General features: G+C 71.9%; 14 protein-coding genes. 3 read left to right on the forward strand and 11 right to left on the reverse strand.

All coding sequences use genetic code 11. From position 1 onward, the window contains the following. Nucleotides 1-115 precede the first annotated feature (115 nt). The gene (gene pepN / locus RBJ65_RS15720; RefSeq protein WP_306323098.1) at nt 116-2,689 is read left to right on the forward strand and encodes an aminopeptidase N; all 2,574 of its coding nucleotides are present in this window, start codon (nt 116-118) and stop codon (nt 2,687-2,689) included. Nucleotides 2,690-2,774: 85 nt separating this feature from the next. On the opposite strand, the gene RBJ65_RS15725 is transcribed toward pepN, so the two are convergent. The 4 genes from RBJ65_RS15725 to RBJ65_RS15740 form a co-directional block, all read right to left on the reverse strand. Next, on the reverse strand, nt 2,775-3,182 hold the full coding sequence (locus tag RBJ65_RS15725; RefSeq protein WP_306323099.1) for a PIN domain-containing protein: 408 nt from the start codon (nt 3,180-3,182) through the stop codon (nt 2,775-2,777). Continuing rightward, nucleotides 3,179-3,451: a type II toxin-antitoxin system Phd/YefM family antitoxin gene (locus tag RBJ65_RS15730; RefSeq protein WP_306323100.1), complete on the reverse strand. Its 273-nt coding sequence runs from the start codon at nt 3,449-3,451 to the stop codon at nt 3,179-3,181. Before RBJ65_RS15730 ends, RBJ65_RS15725 begins: the two co-directional genes overlap by 4 nt. Before the next feature lie 81 nt (nt 3,452-3,532). Then, nucleotides 3,533-4,669 carry an allantoicase gene (gene alc / locus RBJ65_RS15735; protein ID WP_306323101.1) on the reverse strand — a complete coding sequence of 379 codons (1,137 nt, stop codon included), beginning with the start codon at nt 4,667-4,669 and terminating at the stop codon, nt 3,533-3,535. 91 nt (nt 4,670-4,760) lie between these two features. Beyond that, the gene (locus RBJ65_RS15740; RefSeq protein WP_306323102.1) at nt 4,761-5,678 is read right to left on the reverse strand and encodes a LysR family transcriptional regulator; all 918 of its coding nucleotides are present in this window, start codon (nt 5,676-5,678) and stop codon (nt 4,761-4,763) included. Nucleotides 5,679-5,722: 44 nt separating this feature from the next. Between RBJ65_RS15740 and RBJ65_RS15745 the strand changes: the two genes are divergently transcribed. Beyond that, nucleotides 5,723-6,214 carry a GNAT family N-acetyltransferase gene (locus tag RBJ65_RS15745; protein ID WP_306323103.1) on the forward strand — a complete coding sequence of 164 codons (492 nt, stop codon included), beginning with the start codon at nt 5,723-5,725 and terminating at the stop codon, nt 6,212-6,214. On the opposite strand, the gene RBJ65_RS15750 is transcribed toward RBJ65_RS15745, so the two are convergent. From RBJ65_RS15750 to RBJ65_RS15780, 7 genes are all read right to left on the reverse strand, one after another. Beyond that, the gene (locus RBJ65_RS15750) at nt 6,207-7,142 is read right to left on the reverse strand and encodes a bile acid:sodium symporter (protein WP_306323131.1); all 936 of its coding nucleotides are present in this window, start codon (nt 7,140-7,142) and stop codon (nt 6,207-6,209) included. The genes RBJ65_RS15745 and RBJ65_RS15750 overlap by 8 nt on opposite strands. Nucleotides 7,143-7,245: 103 nt before the next feature. Then, nucleotides 7,246-8,211, reverse strand: coding sequence for an alpha/beta fold hydrolase (locus RBJ65_RS15755; protein ID WP_306323104.1), 966 nt, complete (start codon nt 8,209-8,211; stop codon nt 7,246-7,248). Nucleotides 8,212-8,354: 143 nt separating this feature from the next. After that, nucleotides 8,355-9,287, reverse strand: coding sequence for a DMT family transporter (locus tag RBJ65_RS15760; RefSeq protein ID WP_306323105.1), 933 nt, complete (start codon nt 9,285-9,287; stop codon nt 8,355-8,357). Between the two features lie 59 nt (nt 9,288-9,346). Then, complete coding sequence (locus RBJ65_RS15765) at nt 9,347-10,822, reverse strand: FAD-dependent monooxygenase (RefSeq protein ID WP_306323106.1); 1,476 nt, start codon at nt 10,820-10,822, stop codon at nt 9,347-9,349. A 127-nt stretch (nt 10,823-10,949) separates the two neighbouring features. Next, complete coding sequence (locus RBJ65_RS15770) at nt 10,950-11,189, reverse strand: hypothetical protein (RefSeq protein ID WP_306323107.1); 240 nt, start codon at nt 11,187-11,189, stop codon at nt 10,950-10,952. A gap of 20 nt (nt 11,190-11,209) precedes the next feature. Beyond that, on the reverse strand, nt 11,210-13,288 hold the full coding sequence (malQ, locus tag RBJ65_RS15775; RefSeq protein WP_306323108.1) for a 4-alpha-glucanotransferase: 2,079 nt from the start codon (nt 13,286-13,288) through the stop codon (nt 11,210-11,212). 4 nt (nt 13,289-13,292) lie between these two features. Next, entirely contained in the window at nt 13,293-13,532 is a 240-nt protein-coding gene (locus RBJ65_RS15780) for a hypothetical protein (RefSeq protein WP_306323109.1), read from the reverse strand. 259 nt (nt 13,533-13,791) lie between these two features. Here RBJ65_RS15780 and RBJ65_RS15785 point away from each other — a divergent pair, with 259 nt between their 5' ends. Then, nucleotides 13,792-16,767, forward strand: a complete 2,976-nt coding sequence (locus RBJ65_RS15785) for a beta-N-acetylglucosaminidase domain-containing protein (protein ID WP_306323110.1) — start codon at nt 13,792-13,794, stop codon at nt 16,765-16,767. Nucleotides 16,768-16,820 lie beyond the last annotated feature (53 nt).

Here is a 16,820-nt window from a genome sequence, read left to right on the forward strand (position 1 = left end):
ACGTGTTCACCGGCGGGAAACGGACATCGCCTTCGCCGTGCCCGCGTGGAAGGATGACCGGAAACGTCACATACGTAGGGCGTAGAACGTAGACCGCTTAATAGGAGATGACCGCGTGCCTGGCACCAATCTGACCCGTGAAGAGGCGCAGCAGCGGGCGAAGCTGCTCACCGTTGACTCGTACGAGATCGATCTCGACCTCTCCGGCGCGCAGGAGGGCGGCACGTTCCGGTCGGTGACCACCGTGCGCTTCGACAGCGCGGAGGCGGGCGCCGAATCGTTCATCGACCTCATCGCCGACGCCGTGCACGAGGCGGTGCTCAACGGCAAGTCGCTGGACGTCGCCGCCGTGTTCCGGGATTCGCGGATCGCGCTCAAGCACTTGGAGGCGGGGCCGAACGAGCTGCGGGTCGTCGCCGACTGCGCGTACACGAACACGGGTGAGGGACTGCACCGGTTCGTCGACCCGGTCGACCAACAGGCTTATCTCTACACGCAGTTCGAGGTGCCGGACGCGCGGCGTGTGTTCGCGAGCTTCGAACAGCCCGACCTCAAGGGCACGTTCCAGTTCACGGTGAAGGCGCCGAGCGGCTGGACCGTGATCTCCAACTCGCCGACGCCGGAGCCGAAGGACGACGTCTGGGCCTTCGAGCCGACGCCGCGCATCTCGACGTACATCACGGCGCTGATCGTCGGCCCGTACCACTCGGTGCACTCGTCGTACGAGAACGCGGAGACGGGCCAGTCCGTCCCGCTCGGCATCTACTGCCGGCCGTCCCTCGCCGAGTTCCTCGACTCGGACGCGATCTTCGAGGTGACGCGGCAGGGTTTCGACTGGTTCCAGGAGAAGTTCGACTACGCGTACCCCTTCGCCAAGTACGACCAGCTGTTCGTGCCGGAGTTCAACGCCGGGGCGATGGAGAACGCGGGCGCCGTCACCATTCGCGACCAGTACGTGTTCCGGTCGAAGGTGACCGACGCCGCGTACGAGGTGCGGGCCGCGACGATCCTGCACGAGCTGGCCCACATGTGGTTCGGCGACCTCGTCACCATGGAGTGGTGGAACGACCTGTGGCTGAACGAGTCGTTCGCGACGTTCGCCGAGGCCGCCTGCCAGGCGTACGCGCCGGACTCGAAGTGGCCGCACTCGTGGACGACGTTCGCCAACCAGATGAAGACGTGGGCGTACCGGCAGGACCAACTGCCGTCCACGCACCCGATCATGGCGGACATCAGCGACCTCGATGATGTGCTCGTCAACTTCGACGGCATCACGTACGCGAAGGGGGCCTCGGTCCTCAAGCAGCTCGTCGCGTACGTCGGCATGGACGAGTTCTTCCAGGGTGTGCAGGCGTACTTCAAGCGGCACGCGTTCGGCAACACGCGGCTCAGCGATCTGCTGGGCGCCCTTGAGGAGACCAGTGGGCGCGACCTGAAGTCCTGGTCGAAGGCGTGGCTGGAGACGGCCGGGATCAACATCCTGCGCCCGGAGATCGAGACCGACGAGGGCGGCGTCATCACCTCCTTCGCCGTCCGCCAGGAGGCCCCGGCGCTGCCCGAGGGCGCCAAGGGCGAGGCGACGCTGCGCCCGCACCGCATCGCCATCGGCCTGTACGACCTCGACGCCGAGAGCGACAAGCTGATGCGCGGCGAGCGCATCGAACTCGACGTCACGGCCACGGAGTTGACGCAGGTACCGGGCCTGGTCGGCAAGCACCGCCCCGCGGTGATCCTGCTCAACGACGACGACCTCTCCTACGCGAAGGTCCGCCTCGACGAGGACTCCCTCGCCGTCGTCACCCGACACCTCGGCGACTTCGAGGCCTCGCTGCCGCGCGCGCTGTGCTGGGCCTCCGCCTGGGACATGACGCGGGACGCGGAGCTGTCGACGAGCGCGTACCTGGACCTGGTCCTGTCGGGGATCGGCAAGGAGTCCGACATCGGCGTGGTCCAGTCGCTGCACCGCCAGGTGAAGCTGGCCATCGACCTGTACGCGGCCCCGGCGAACCGCGACGCGCTCCAGACCCGCTGGACCGAGGCGGCACTCGCCCACCTGCAGACGGCCGACGAGGGCAGCGACCACCAGCTTGCGTGGGCCCGCGCGTTCGCCGCTTCGGCCCGTACGCCGCAGCAACTCGAACTGCTGGTCGCCCTGTTGGAGGGCCGCGAGACGGTCGAGGGCCTGGCTGTCGACACCGAGCTGCGCTGGGCGTTCGTGCAGCGGCTCGCGGCGGCCGGGCGGTACGACGAGGCGGAGATCGCCGCGGAGTACGAGCGGGACAGGACGGCCGCCGGTGAACGGCACGCCGCGACGGCGCGCGCGGCCCGTCCGTCCGCCGATGCCAAGGCGGAGGCGTGGGCCTCGGTCGTCGAGTCCGACAGCCTGCCGAATGCGGTGCAGGAGGCGGTGATCGGCGGCTTCGTCCAGACCGACCAGCGCGAACTGCTCGCCCCGTACACGGAGAAGTACTTCGCGGCACTGAAGTCCGTCTGGGACTCCCGCTCCCACGAGATGGCCCAGCAGATCGCGATCGGCCTCTACCCGGCGATCCAGGTCGAGCGGCAGACCCTGACCGCCACGGACGCCTGGCTGTCCTCGGCCGAGCCGAGCGCGGCGCTGCGACGCCTGGTCTCGGAGTCGCGGGCGGGCGTCGAGCGTGCGCTGAAGGCACAGGGCGCGGACGCGTAACCACAGCGAGAAGGGGTGCCGGTCCCTGCTGGGACCGGCACCCCTTCTCGCTGCGCTCCTTGCCGCGCTTTCCGCTCTGTGCGGATCACACCGTCATGATCCGCACCAACGAGTCGAGCCCCTTGAAGTCGTCCGTGTTGCGCGTGAAGAGAGGCAGGTCCTCCGCGGCCGCGATGGCCGCGATGAGCAGGTCCATCTTGCGGGGGCGGGGATCACGGCCCGCCTTCAGAATGAGCGCGACGATCGTGCCGAAGCGCCGAGCCGCCTCCCGGCCGAACGGGATCGCATCGAACTCGGCCTCCACATCGGACAGCCGCTGAGCCCGCTCCATCATCACCACCGGATCCTTGGCCATGGCCACGCCCTGCGCGAGCTCGGCGAGGACGACCGACGGCACCGCGATCTCCAGCGGCAGCCGGGCCGGATCGATGTCGGGCAGATCGATGACGGCACAGGTGTCGAGGAGCCCCCGGGGCAGCCTCCCCTGTGTCACCGCTGCTCCCACGGATCGTCACCGAGGCGTTCCTCGTCACCGAAGAACGCCTCGGCTTCCTCGCGCATCGCGCGATGGTCCACACGCGGCGCATTGCGCCACTTGGCCTGCAGTTCCTCCGCGGGCACGAATCGCCGCCGCGCTGCCAGTGGCCGCACCTCGGCGATCTCTATCCCGTTTCGCGTGATGTGGTACGTCTCGCCGGCCGCGACATCGTCCAGGACCGCCTTGGACCGCGCCGCGAGCTCTCGCTGCGTGATGGTCTTCATGCAGCAAGCGTAACGCGGCGCATTACACCGCACCACCGCGTAATACGTAGCGGCCGGCAGCCACTCGTCGGAGAGGCGGTTCTACTGCGTGAAGCGGTCGCGCAGCGCCTCGCGGCCGGCCTCCGTCAGGGAGCCGTGCAGGCGCATGCGGGCCACGCCGCCGTCGGGGAAGGCGTCGAGGCGGACGTGGGTGGCGACGGCTTCCTCCGGGAGCGGGAAGCGGTGCAGGGTGTCGGGCTGGAGGCGGGTGCGGGGGATGATCTCGAACCACTCGCCGGTCTCGCCGTCGCGGCCGCTCAGGGCTATCCAGCCCGCCGAGTTGCCCTTCAGGTACGCCGTGTCGATCTCGACGGCGCGGATGGTGCCCTGCGCCGCGAGGCGGAAGCGGACCCAGTCGTTGGTGTCGCGCACGCGGCGGCGGCGGTTCTCCCAGCCGTCGTCCATCTTGCGGGACGTGCCGGGCAGGATGATCTGCGTCGGCGACGAGTAGAACTTGTCGGACGCGTCCTCGTACGTGCCGCCGTTGAGGACCGAGATCAGGTCGAACGTGCCGAGCAGGTCGAGCCACTCGGGGTCCGGGACGACCTCGCCGTGCACGCGCAGGCGGGCGATGCCGCCGTCGGGGTGCTGGCAGACCCGGACGTGCGTGTAGCGGCGCTCCGACGTGACCGTGAAGGCGTTCGCCGCGTGGCCCTTGACCTGGCTCTTCGGGACGATCTCCTCCCACTTCACGTCGTCCGCGAGGAGCTCTTCGGGGCTCGGGGAGCCGGGGACGTTCGTCGCCTGGAGGCTCACCTTCTGCGGGTAGTTGCCGCGGAAGTGCGCGGTGTCGACGATCACGCCGCGGATGACACCGGCCGCGCCGAGCCGGACGATCGCCCAGTCGTGCTCCTCCGGAGCCGGGAACGGGGAGTCCGCAGTCCCCCTGCGCCTGCGGGTCTCCCAGCCGTCCATGACCTTGCCCTTGTGCCCGAAGTGCTCCGGGTCGAAGACGGCGCGCTCGCGCAGCAGCAGGTTCTCGCGCATCGCGAAGAACTCGTCGTTCGCGGCGATGACACCGGCGCCGAGCCGCCGGTCGGCGAGGTCGACGAGCTCGACGAAGGCGTCGGCGTCACCGAAGGCGCGGTAGTCGGCGTACGGGTCGCCGCCTCCGTAGGGGGCGGCGTCGTTGGCGTGCGGGTCCTGGTCCTGGGCCTGAGCGGGTGTCGTCTGGGTCATGACGTCCACTGTCGGACGCGGCAAGCCGACAGGTCCATCGAAAGTTTCCGATGTCACATTTCAGCTGTGCTGAAAGATCGGTCCTGAACGGTCACTGCTGAACGGTCAAGGCCTCCAGGACCCTGCGCACCGCCGTCCCCTCCTCCGAGCCCTTCCGTACGGCCGCCACCACATGCCGTACGGGACGGTCCGCGCCCAGCGGGCACATCACGACACCGTCCCGCCGCGCCGCCGCCATCCGCGGCACCAGCGCGACGCCCATCCCGGCCTCGACCATGGCGAGGATCGCGGTCCAGCCGGCCGCGCTGTGCGCCTGCTCGGGCACGAACCCGGCGGCCTCGCACGCGTTCGTCGTGATCTCCGACCAGGGCCCGGACCCGCCGAAGATCCACGGCTCCCCCGCGAGATCGGCGAGCCGCAGCCCCGGCTCGCCGGCCAGCGGGTGCCCCACCGGCAGCGCGACGTCCAGCGGATCGGCGAGCAGCGGGACCCGCGTGGACTTCGGGTCGCGGGCCGTCGGCGCGTGCGCGGCGAGCGACAGGGCGAGGTCCACGTCCCCGGCGGCGAGCAGCTCGTACGCCTCCCCGGCCTCCGCCTCCCGCACCCGGACGGTGATGCCGGGGTGCGCGGAGCGCAGGTGGCGTACGGCGGGCACCACGAGCGCGGGTACGGCGGTGGAGAACGCGGCGACCCGCACCGTGCCCGTCTCCCCGTGCACCCACTGCGCCAACTCGGCGTCGGCGCGCTCCAGTTGGGCGAAGACGGCCTCCGCGTGACGCAGTACGAGCTGCGCGGCGTCGGTCAGTCGTACGCGCCGCCCGTGCGCCTCCAGGAGGGGTACGCCGAGCTGTTTGGAGAGGTTGGTGAGCTGCTGCGAGACGGCGGACGGCGTCATGAGCAGGGTCTGCGCGGTGGCGGTGACCGTGCCGCACTCCCGCAGGGTGCGCAGGATCACCAGCTTCTTCACGTCCCACCGGTCGGGCCCCGGCACTCGCTTCTCGCTGCTCATACGCCACAACGTAACCGCTGGGGCGCGCGTTCTACGCTGGCCCCATGGCTGATCCCCTGGCTGATCCCAAGGCTGACACCGTGCGCCTCCGCCCGGCCCGCCCCGACGAGGCGGAGCGGCTCTCGGCGCTCGCGCTGCGTTCGAAGGCGCACTGGGGGTACGACGAGGCGTTCATGGCGGCGTGCGTGGACGAGCTGACGCTGCGCCCCGACGAGATCACGCGCCGCCGTACGACGGTCGCCGAGGACGCGGACGGCCGGCTCCTCGGCCTGGCGACGCTCGAAGGGGCGCCGCCGGTGGGCGAGCTGGGCCTCATGTTCGTCGACCCCGACGCGATCGGCCTCGGCGTCGGCCGGCTCCTCTTCGCGCACGTACGGGACACGGCGCGCGCGGCCGGGTTCCGGAAGGTGAGCTGGGCGGCGGACCCGAACGCGGTGCCGTTCTACGAGGCGATGGGCGCGCGGCACACGGGCGTGATCCCGTCGGGCTCGATCCCGGGGCGGACGCTGCCGCTGATGGAGGTCGCCCTCAAGTGACCAGCCTCGGCACCACCCGCACGTACACAACCATGCCGACGACCTCCACCAGCGTCTGCGTGACGACCACGACCGCGGCGACGGCCAACGGGTCCGGCAGGGACAGGGCGAGGGGCAGGACGACGAGGGAGTTGCGGGTGGCGCCGGTGAAGACGACGGCCCGCCCGGAGGGCACGTCGAGCCGGTACAGGCGGCCGACGGCCCGCCCCGCGAACGCCATCACCAGCAGGAACAGCACGTAGAACGGCACAACGCGCGCCACGTCCCCGACGTTGTCGTCCAGCTTGGGCAGCTGGGAGGCGACGACGGTCAGCAGGGTGGCGGCCATGAGCGGCACCATCGCGACGCCGAAGGCATCGGACACGCGCTGCCCGGCCGGGCGCCGCGCGGCCCACGCCTGCGTCAGCCACGCGAGCGCGAGCGGCACGACGATGAGCCCGAGAAACGCCTCGACGAACGGCCCCGCCGCCACGACATCACTCAGCTCGGCCCCCATGAACAGGTACAGATACCCGGGCAGCAGCACCATCTGCGCCAGCAGTAGCAACGGCGTGGCCGCCAGCAGCCGCCCGCTCGCGGCGCCCGCGAGGCCGCTGAAGACGATGACGTAGTCCACGCACGGGCACAGCAGCACGAGCAGCACACCGAGGCGCACGGCCCGGTCGTCCGGGAGGAACGCGAACATCGCGGCGACGACGAGCGGCACGACGACGAAGTTGACCGTGAGCGCGGCGGCGAGAAAGCGGCCTGCGCGCAGCGAGCGGACCAGTTCGGCGGCCGGGACCTGGAGGAACGTCACGTAGAGCAGGGCGGCGAGTACGGGGTTGATGGCGCGCTCAAGTCCGGGCCCCGCGCCGGGCGCGACGAGCCCGACAACCCCACCGACCACCAGCGCACCCAGGTAGACACCGACCTGATGCCGCTCCATGCCTTCACCGACCGCATTCACACCCCGACCGTAACCGCTCTGCGTTTGAAGCCCCTGCGGCGATTGAGCAGCGGGGTCCGGGGCAGAGCCCCGAGACGTCCACCTACGACAACCCCCGCAACCACTCCACCAGCAACCCGTTCACCACATCCGCCCGCTCCTGCTGCACCCAGTGCCCCGTCTCCGGCAGCACGTGGGACCCGACAAGGCCCGGCAACGTCTTCGGGTAGGCGTCGATGGCCTCGGCGAGCCACACCGTGGAGGCGTCCCGCCCACCCCCGATGAAGAGGGACGGCTGCGTGATCGGCGCCCCGTCGTAGGGCGCCAGGTCCTCCCAGTCCCGGTCCATGTTGCGGTAGCGGGAGAGCGCGCCCCGCATCCCCGTACGCTCGAACTCCCCTGCGTACACGTCGAGTTCACCCTCCCCCAGCCACTCGGGACGCCCCTCCGGGAACCGGTCCCGCAGCCGCCCGCCGCGCGTGAGGAAATGCGGGTCAGGGGCGCCGGCCCCCGGCATCGTGTCGGCGGACAGCGCCGCGTAGATACCGGCCAGCCACCCCCGCACATCCGGCTCGATCTCCGCCTCCGCGCGCCCCGGCTCCTGGAAGTAGGAGACGTAGAACTCCTCCTCGCCGCCTCCCATGCGGGCGAAGATCTCGCTCGGCCGCGGCCCGCCCCGCGGCGCGTACGGCACGCTCAGCAGCCCGACCGCCCGGAACACCTCCGGACGGACAAGCGCCGACGTGGCGGCGATGTTCGCGCCCCAGTCGTGCCCGATCACGACCGCCGTCTCCTCGCCGAGGGCCCGCACCACGGCGACGTTGTCCTCGACGAGTTCGAGCATCCGGTACGCGTCGACGTCGTCGGGCCGCGACGACCTGCCGTACCCGCGTACGTCGATGGCGACCGCCCGGTACCCGGCGGCGGCGAGCGCCGGGAGCTGGTGGCGCCAGGAGTACCAGGACTCGGGGAAGCCGTGGAGCAGCAGGACGAGCGGGCCCGAGCCCTGTTCCACGAGGTGGGTGCGTCCGGCGGGCGTGGGCACGAGACGGTGGCGGTACGAGGCCATGGTTTCCTCCACGAATCACGTTCGGTTCGGTTCGGTGCGGGTCAGTTCGGTGCGGGTCAGTTCGGCGCTGTCGGTCCGATCGTCCCCCGCCGACCGGACCGACACCGAGAGACCTTGCCGTTCCGGCAAATCCCTCCCGTCCGCTACGAACGCCGCACCGACGCCAGCACCACCCCGCCCAGAATCAGCACCATGCACCCCACCTGCGCCCAGCCCATCGCCTCGCCGAGGACGGCGTACGACAGCAGCGCCACGCACACCGGCTGCAGGTAGTACACGACCCCGGCCCGCGCCGCGCCCACCAGCGCGATCGCCTTGTTCCACGCGAAGAAGGCGAGCGCCGACGACACCACACCCACGTACAGCAGCGGCCCCACCGTGCCCGCCCGCACCTCGAAGCCGCCCTGCACCGCCACGCTCGCCACGTACACGGGCAGCAGCATCAGCGCGCCGAGCACGAACGTCCCGAACAGGAAGGCCACGCCGCCGAGTTCCTTCGGCTTGCGGCGCAGCAGCGCGCTGTACGAGCCGAAGCAGACGGCCGCCGCGACCACCCACAGGTCGCCGGGCGCGAAGTCGGGGGTGAGCGATCCCTTGCTGACGAGAAGCACGACTCCCGTACAGGCGACGAGCGTTCCCGTCACCCGGCGCGGCCCGAGCCGCGCCCCGCCGAGCCGCTCGTAGAGCGCCATGATGACCGGCGACGCGGCCATGATCATGCCCATGTTGCCCGCGGAGGTCGTCATGCCTGCCTGGTTGACGAGGGTGTTGTACGTCGCGATGCCGAGCAGCGCCGCCAGCGCCACGAACCCCAAGTGCCGCCGCAGCGCGGCCCGTTCACGCCAGGCCGCCCGCACCCCGAACGGGGCGAGCGCCACGATCGCCACCACCCAGCGCCAGAACGCGTGCTGGATCGGCGGCACGCTGTCGTGCAGGCCGCGCGCGGTGACGAAGCTGCCGGACCAGACGACCGTGGCGAGCGCGGCGAGCGCGAGCCCGACGCCGACGCCCCCTTTCACGAGGGGAGCCGGTGTCGTGCGGGTGCTGGCGCGGTCGGTGCGATCCAGGAGGGCCATCAAAGTCCTTCGACGTGTCGATGTCGGTTGACGGCCCCACCGTCACACCTCAGCAATCATTACGTCCATCGAAAGTTTTCCACGACACCCTTCGACAGATCTGAATGGTTGAGTGTGTTGCCCGCCCATGCCGCGTATCCGTCGGGCCGCACCAGGAGCACCAGGTCCCGGCCGCTCGCCCAGTGCGTCACGACGGCCGCCTCCTTGGGCAGCAGTTCGCCGGGGCCGTTGGTGCCCCTCGGCTGGATCAGCACGAACTTGCCCTCGCGCAGGGCCTCGTAGAGCCGTCCGCCGTCCGCGAGCCGGACGTCCGGGACCCGCTTGCCGACGAGGCGGTGCGCTCCCCTCGGCGCCGCGTACGCGAAGCCGAGGCCGGTGACCTGGCCGACGGCGCGGCTGCGCGCGGGGCGGGCGTGCGTGACGGCGGCGGAGACGGCGGAGCGGGCCGCCAGGGTCCAGGGGCGCTTGGCCATCGCGAGGCGGACGATGCCGCCGCTGCTGCGCAGCACCGCCTTGCCGACGGGATGGCGTTCCGCCTCGTACGTGTCGAGCAGCGCCTCGTCGGCGCGGCCGTCCACCACCGCCGCCAGTTTCCAGCCGAGGTTCACCGCGTCCTGCATGCCCGTGTTCATGCCCTGGCCGCCCGCCGGGGTGTGCACGTGCGCGGCGTCCCCGGCCAGCATGACGCGGCCGACGCGGTACTTCGGCGCCTGCCGTTCGTCGCTGTGGAAGCGGGACAGCCAGCGGGCGTCGTGCATGCCGTAGTCCTGGCCGAGGGCGAGCCGGGCGGTCTCCCTGACCTCGTCGAGGTCGAGCGGGGCGTCGTCCGGCACGTCGTGCGCGCGGTTCCAGGCGATCACCCGGTAGTAGCCGTCGCCGAACGGGGCGATGAAGGCGAAGGCGTCACCGACCGTGTTCACGGTGAGCACGTCGTCCGGCTGGTCTGCGAGCCGGACGTCGGCGAGGAGCACGGAGCGGATCACGGACTTGCCGGGGAACGGCAGGCCCAGCGCCGTCCGCACGGAGCTGCGCATTCCGTCGGTGCCGACGACGTACGCCGCGCGCAGGTCCCGCGTCTCCCCTCCCGTACGCACGTGGACGGAGACTCCGTCCGCGTCCTGGTCCAGGCCCGTCATCTCGGTCTCGTACGCGAAGTCGACCCCGGCGTCGACGGCCCGCCGCTCCAGGAGCTTCTCGACCTCGTACTGCGGGACGACGAGGAGGTGCTTGAACCGCGAGGGCAGTTCGTCGAGTTGGAGGGCGAGGCTGCCGAACAGGCGGAAGCGCTGGAGCTGTTGTCCCTTGGTCTCCAGCTCGTCGGCGAGGCCGCGCGCGTCGAGTTGTTCCAGCGTGCGGGCGTGCACGGCGAAGGCGCGGGAGAGGTTGCTGATCTGGTGGGGGCGCCGCTCGACGAGGGTGACGGGGACGCCCGCCGCCGCGAGATCCCCGGCGAGCAGCAGGCCGGTCGGGCCCGCGCCGACGACGATCACAGAACCGGTCCTGCCCGTGCCGCCAGTGCTGTCAGTGGTGTTCATGCAGGCCTCCAGAAGCGGTGACGCCCGGATCGACCCGCCCATCGTGCCCGCCGATACGCGTCGAGGGCACCCACCGCGACGGAACGCGGCGGGTGCCCTCGACGGGAAACCTCGGGGAGGCGGAGCCTCAGCCCTGCTTCTGCTGCTTTCGGGACTTGTCGCCCAGCGTCACAAGCCCCGCGATGACGAGGAACAGGACGATCGGCGTCACGACATAGAGGCCGAGCGTCTCGATCACGCTCAGGCCCGTACCCGGGTCGTCGCCGTCGTCGCGCGTGAGCGCGAGCGCGGGGGACGACATCAGCAGCATCATCAGCGTCGTACCGGAGGCCAGGGCGCCGGCGCGCAGGGCGTTCTTCTTGTCCACGAGGCCAACGTAGCGAACGCCTAAACGGGCCGCGCGTCCGGGGGGCCTGTAAGAGGCACTTCGGTTCCCGCGCGCGGCTGTGCGAACACGTGCAGCAGGGCGTGCGCGCGGGGCGACGCGGCCAGGTCCTCCAGGGTGACGGGGCGGCCCTCGGAGTCGGCGACGGGCAGCCGCCAGTTCGGGTACTCGGCCCAGGTCCCCGGCAGGTTCTGCGGGCGCCGGTCACCCACCAGGTCGGGCAGCCACACCCCGGCCATCCGGGCGGGCGTCTCCCACAGGAACCGGTGGACGGCGCGCACCGCCTCCGTCTCGTCCCGGGTCCCGGCCGCGAGCAGGCCCATCCGGGCGAACAGGGCGAGCCAGTCCGTGACCTCCGTCGCCGCCTCGGCCGCGCTCGCCGTGGACAGGCCGAGCCGCTCGCGAAGGCGTACGTCGGCGCCGGTCAGGCGGGCGGCGGTGGACGGCAGGTCGTGGGTGGTGGCGGTGGCGACGCAGTCCGTGCGCCAGGCGTCGGCGGGCACCGGACGGCCGTCACCGTCCCAGTCGCGCTCGAACCACAGCACGGACGTACCCAGCACCCCGCGCGCGTGCAGCGTCTCGCGCACGCCGGGCTCGACGGTGCCGAGGTCCTCCCCGATGACGTACGTGCCCGAGCGCGCGGCCTCCAGGAGCAGCACGGCGAGCATGGCCTCGGCGTCGTAGTGGACGTAACAGCCCTCGGTCGGCGGCTGCCCCTCCGGGATCCACCAGAGCCGGAACAGGCCCATCACGTGGTCGACGCGGATCGCGCCCGCGTGCCGCATCAGATTGCGCAGCAGGTCACGGAAGGGCGCGTAGCCGGTCTCGGCGAGGCGGTCGGGGCGCCACGGCGGCAGGCCCCAGTCCTGGCCGCGCGCGTTGAACGCGTCCGGGGGCGCGCCCACGCTCATGCCCTGCGCGAAGACGTCGCGCTGCGCCCACGCGTCGGCGCCGCCGGGGTGCACGCCGACGGCGAGGTCGTGCACGAGCCCGATCGGCATGCCGGCCTCCAGGGCGGCGCGCTGGGCGGCGGCGAGCTGGGTGTCGGTGAGCCAGGCGAGGCGGCAGTGGAAGTCGACGCGGTCCATCAACTCGCCGCGGGCGCGGCCGGTTTCGGCGGAGCGCGGGTCCTGGAGGACGGCGGGCCAGGTGTGCCGGTCGGGGCCGTGCACCTCGGCGAGCGCCATGTACGTGGCGTGGTCCTCCAGAGCGGCGCCCTGTTCGGCGAGGAAGTCGCAGTAGGCGGCGCGGCGGCCGGGCGTGAGGGGGACGCCGTGGACGGCTTCGAGCGCGGCCCGCTTCAGCGCCCACACCGCGTCCCGGTCGATCAACTCGCCCTTGTCGAGCACCGCTTCACGCAGCCTGGCCGCCTCGCGCGCGTGCCGCGCGCGCTCGGGGACGTACGCGTACTCGGGTATGTCCTCGATCCGCAGGTGTACGGGATCGGGGAAGCGGCGCGATGACGGGCGGTACGGGGAGGGGTCGGCGCCGCCGTCCGGGCCCGCGGGGACGGCCGCGTGCAGCGGGTTGACCTGCACGAAGCCGGTGCCGTGGGCGCGCGCCGACCAGGACGCGAGGTCGGCGAGGTCGGCCAGGTCGCCCATGCCCCAGGAGCGGGTGGAGAGCAGCGAGTACAGCTGGACGAGGAGGCCGTGGGTGCGCCGCCGCGGGGTCGGGGCGGTGGCGGGCGCGGCGATCAGATGGGCCTCGGCGCCCCGTCCGTCCGGTGTGGTGACGCGCAGCCGGTGGACGCCGGGAGGCATGCCGGTGCCCGGCGTCCAGGGGGCGAAGCGGTTCCCGCCTTTCCCGCCTTTCCCGCCTTTCCCGCCTTCGAGGCGGAGCCCCAGCTCGACCCCTTCGGGCAGGCCCTCGGCCCAGCGCGGGGCCCGCCCGTCGTCCCACACGACCACCGTCGGCGGCAGCAGCCGCTCGGGGACCTCGGCCGGATCGGCGGCCGGGTCCACGCCGAGCGCGGTGAGCGCCGCCGCCACCGCCGCGTCCGAGGCGTGGACGGTGCGGCCCGGCGCCGGGGAGTACGAGGTCGCCACTCCGTGCAGCGCGGCGAGCCGGGCCGGCGTCATGGCCTCAGCCCGCGGCGATCCAGCCGGGGGTGGGCTCGGAGGTGAGCGGCGCCTCGTCGGTCATGGGCGGCTCGGAAGTCAGGGGCGCGTAGTCCGCGAAGGGCGGTTCGCTGGTGAGGGGCGCTTCGAAGGAGCAGGTGCTGGTGTCCGCGTCGTCGAGGGTGCTCAGGTCGGTGTCGTCGAGGGAACCGAGTTCCGCCTGTTTGGAGAGGGCCGAGAGCAGAAGGTTCGCTGATGCGGCCACGAGGGCCTCCTTCGTCGTAAGGCGTCGGGAGTCGGGAGCCCTACCCAGAAGGCACGGCCGCAGACCTTTTCCGTGGGACAACGTGTTCCTTGCCACATTGTGTGTGACGAAAGGAATTTGACCAGAGGCCCGCGGTGGCCGAAAAAACTCCGGCCCCACCAGGCAACTCGTCGGTACGGCCGGTTACCTCCCATGCGCCGCCGCATCCCTTCTATCCTTAGTCCTCCTTGAGCCAGGTTCGACCCATAAGGAGTACGCCGTGCAGCTCCGGCGCAGGAAGAGGGCGGCCGCCCTCGCGGTCGCCGTCATCGCCGGAACGCTGGGCGGTGCCACCGGCGCCGTGGCCGCTCCCCCGGTACCCGGTACGACCACGGGTGACCTGAAGCCGGACGCGAAGCTGCCCGCGGTGTGGCCGCGCCCGCAGTCCCTCAAGGCGGCGGACTCCTCCGAGGACGCGGCGGGGGTCACGGTCCCGGACGAGGTGACGCTGGTGGCGCCGCCGGGTTCGGACACGTACGCCGTGGAAGCGCTGCGTACGACGCTGCGGGACGCCGGAGCCCGCCACATCCGGCAGGTCGCCGCCGAGGCCGACGTGCCCGGTGACGCGCGGCTCGTGGTGCGGATCGGCACCGAGTCCCGGCAGGCCAGGACGGGCGCGGGTGAGTACCGCGCCGACTCCCGAAAGGGCAGGGGCAGTCCGCTCGACGCGGCGCTGCGCTCGATGGGCGCGGGGGACCGCGGCGACCTGCCGTCCGGCGGCTACCGGCTCGCCGTGGGGCACGCGTCGGGGAGGCCGACCGTCGCGATCGAGGGCGTCGGCGACGACGGCCTGTTCCACGCGGCGCAGACCTTCCGGCAGTTGGTCGAGAAGCGGACGGTGGCGGGGGTCGTCGTACGGGACTGGCCGGGCACGGCGGTCCGCGGGATGACGGAGGGTTTCTACGGCACGCCGTGGACGACGGACCAGCGCCTGGAGCAGCTCGACTTCATGGGCCGCACCAAGCAGAACCGTTACCTGTACGCGCCGGGCGACGACCTGTACCGCCAGGCCCGCTGGCGCGAGACGTACCCGGCGGACCAGCGCGCCGACTTCCGCAAGCTGGCCGAGCGGGCGCGCGCGAACCACGTGACGCTCGGCTGGGCGGTGGCTCCCGGTCAGGCGATGTGCATGTCGTCCCCGGACGACGTCAAGACCCTCACCCGCAAACTGGACGCGATGTGGGCGCTGGGCGTCCGCGCCTTCCAGCTCCAGTTCCAGGACGTGTCGTACAGCGAGTGGCACTGCGAGTCGGACGCGCGCGAGTTCGGCTCGGGACCGGACGCGGCGGCGAAGGCGCAGGCGAAGGTCGCGAACGCGGTGGCCAAGCACCTCGCGGCCCGGCACCCGGAGGCCGAGCCGCTGTCCCTGATGCCGACCGAGTTCTACCAGGACGGCACGACGGAGTACCGCACGGCGCTCGCCCGCGACCTGGACGACGCGGTGGAGGTCGCGTGGACCGGCGTCGGAGTGGTGCCGCGCACCATAACCGGCACCGAACTGGCAGGCACACAGGCCGCGTTCGGCGGCGGCCACCGGCTGCTCACGATGGACAACTACCCGGTCAACGACTACGCGCAGGACCGTATCTTCCTGGGCCCGTACACGGGCCGCGAACCAGCGGTCGCCTCGGGTTCCGCGGCAGTCCTGGCCACCGCCATGGAACAGCCGGCGGCCTCCCGCATCCCCCTGTTCACGACGGCGGACTACGCGTGGAACCCGCGCGACTACCGCGCCCAGGAGTCGTGGAAGGCCGCGATCGACGACCTGGCGGACGGCGACAAGGAGACCGAGTCGGCGCTCACCGCCCTCGCGGGCAACGACGCGTCGTCGGTGCTCGGCGCGGACGAATCGGCGTACCTGCGCCCCCTCCTCTCGGAATTCTGGAAGGCCCGTACGACGACGGACGCGGCCCGCACGAAGAAGGCGGCGGCCGCGCTGCGCGACGCGTTCACGGGCATGCGCCGCACGCCATCGGCCCTCGACGGCACATCGCTGGACTCGGAAGTCCGCCCGTGGGCCGACAAGTTGGGCCGCTACGGCGAGGCGGGCGAGGCCGCAGTCGACATGCTGGAGGCGGCGAGCCGCGACGACAAGGCGGCGGCGTGGCAGGCGGCCCGCCAACTGGCTGTATTCCGCAAGGAGTTGGACCGTTCACACGTCACGGTCGGCAAGGGAGTACTGGCCCCCTTCCTGACCCGCGCCGAGAAGGAGTTCGCCTCCTGGTCGGGCACGGACCGCGCGGACGCGGCAAAGGGCACGAAGGCCGAACTCCCGCGCCCGCGCGCCCTGTCGACGGTCACGGTCCTCGCGGACCCGGACACGTCGGGCACGGTGGAGGCGCACGTCCCCGGCGAGGGCTGGAAGCGCATCGGCGCGCTGGCGGAGGGCGGCTTCACGGAGCTGAAGGCGAAGAACACGCGGGCGGACGCGATCCGCGTGGCGGATGCCTCCGGCGGCAAGGTGGCCCACGTCGTCCCCTGGTACGCGGACTCCCCTTCGGCCACCGTCTCCCTCGCCCGCACCGAGACCGACGCCGAGATCGGCGGCGACCCGCAGCGCCTGACGGCCCACCTGACGGCGCAGCGCCCGGGGAACGTCCACGGCCGCCTCACGGCGAAGGCCCCGCACGGCATCAAGGTCGACCTTCCGGACCGGTCCGAACTCCCGCGCGGCACAAAGGTGGACGTGCCGGTGAAGGTCACGGTGCCGTCGGGAACCCCGGCGGGCACGTACGACATCCCGTTCCGCTTCGGCGACGAGACCCGCACCCTCTCGGTGCGCGCCTACCCCCGCACGTCGGGCCCCGACCTGGCCCGCACCGGCAAGGCGAGTTCGTCGGCGGACGAGACCCCGGACTTCCCGGCCGCCGACGCCAACGACGGCCGGTCGACGACCCGTTGGTCGTCCCCGGCGAAGAACGGCGAATGGTGGCAGGTCGAACTCCGCGACCGGGTACGCCTCGGCCTCGTCACCCTCCACTGGCAGGACGCCTACGCCACGCACTACCGCGTCCAGACGTCGACCGACGGCCGCGTGTGGCGCACGGCGGCGACCGTGCGGGACGGGCAGGGCGGGCGCGAGTCGGTTCGGATGGACGCGAAGGACGTGCGGTTCGTGCGGGTCGTGGGGGACAAGAGGGCTACGCAGTACGGGGTTTCGTTGTGGTCGGTGGGGGCGTACGCCGTCGCCGACTGAGGTGGTCGGCGCGTCCGTGAACCGAGCGGGCGCGGCTCGTCGATAGACGGGTT

Origin of the sequence: Streptomyces sp. KL109B (assembly GCF_030766935.1) — a bacterium.
Lineage (GTDB): Bacteria > Actinomycetota > Actinomycetes > Streptomycetales > Streptomycetaceae > Streptomyces.

Bases quoted from the DNA above. Each gene is read 5' to 3' on its own strand.
- alc (WP_306323101.1), bottom strand. From the start codon at position 4,669: ATGACCCAGACGACACCCGCTCAGGCCCAGGACCAGGACCCGCACGCC.
- RBJ65_RS15730 (WP_306323100.1), bottom strand. From the start codon at position 3,451: ATGAAGACCATCACGCAGCGAGAGCTCGCGGCGCGGTCCAAGGCGGTC.
- RBJ65_RS15750 (WP_306323131.1), bottom strand. From the start codon at position 7,142: ATGGAGCGGCATCAGGTCGGTGTCTACCTGGGTGCGCTGGTGGTCGGT.
- RBJ65_RS15765 (WP_306323106.1), bottom strand. From the start codon at position 10,822: ATGAACACCACTGACAGCACTGGCGGCACGGGCAGGACCGGTTCTGTG.
- RBJ65_RS15745 (WP_306323103.1), top strand. From the start codon at position 5,723: ATGGCTGATCCCCTGGCTGATCCCAAGGCTGACACCGTGCGCCTCCGC.
- RBJ65_RS15740 (WP_306323102.1), bottom strand. From the start codon at position 5,678: ATGAGCAGCGAGAAGCGAGTGCCGGGGCCCGACCGGTGGGACGTGAAG.
- malQ (WP_306323108.1), bottom strand. From the start codon at position 13,288: ATGACGCCGGCCCGGCTCGCCGCGCTGCACGGAGTGGCGACCTCGTAC.
- RBJ65_RS15755 (WP_306323104.1), bottom strand. From the start codon at position 8,211: ATGGCCTCGTACCGCCACCGTCTCGTGCCCACGCCCGCCGGACGCACC.
- RBJ65_RS15760 (WP_306323105.1), bottom strand. From the start codon at position 9,287: ATGGCCCTCCTGGATCGCACCGACCGCGCCAGCACCCGCACGACACCG.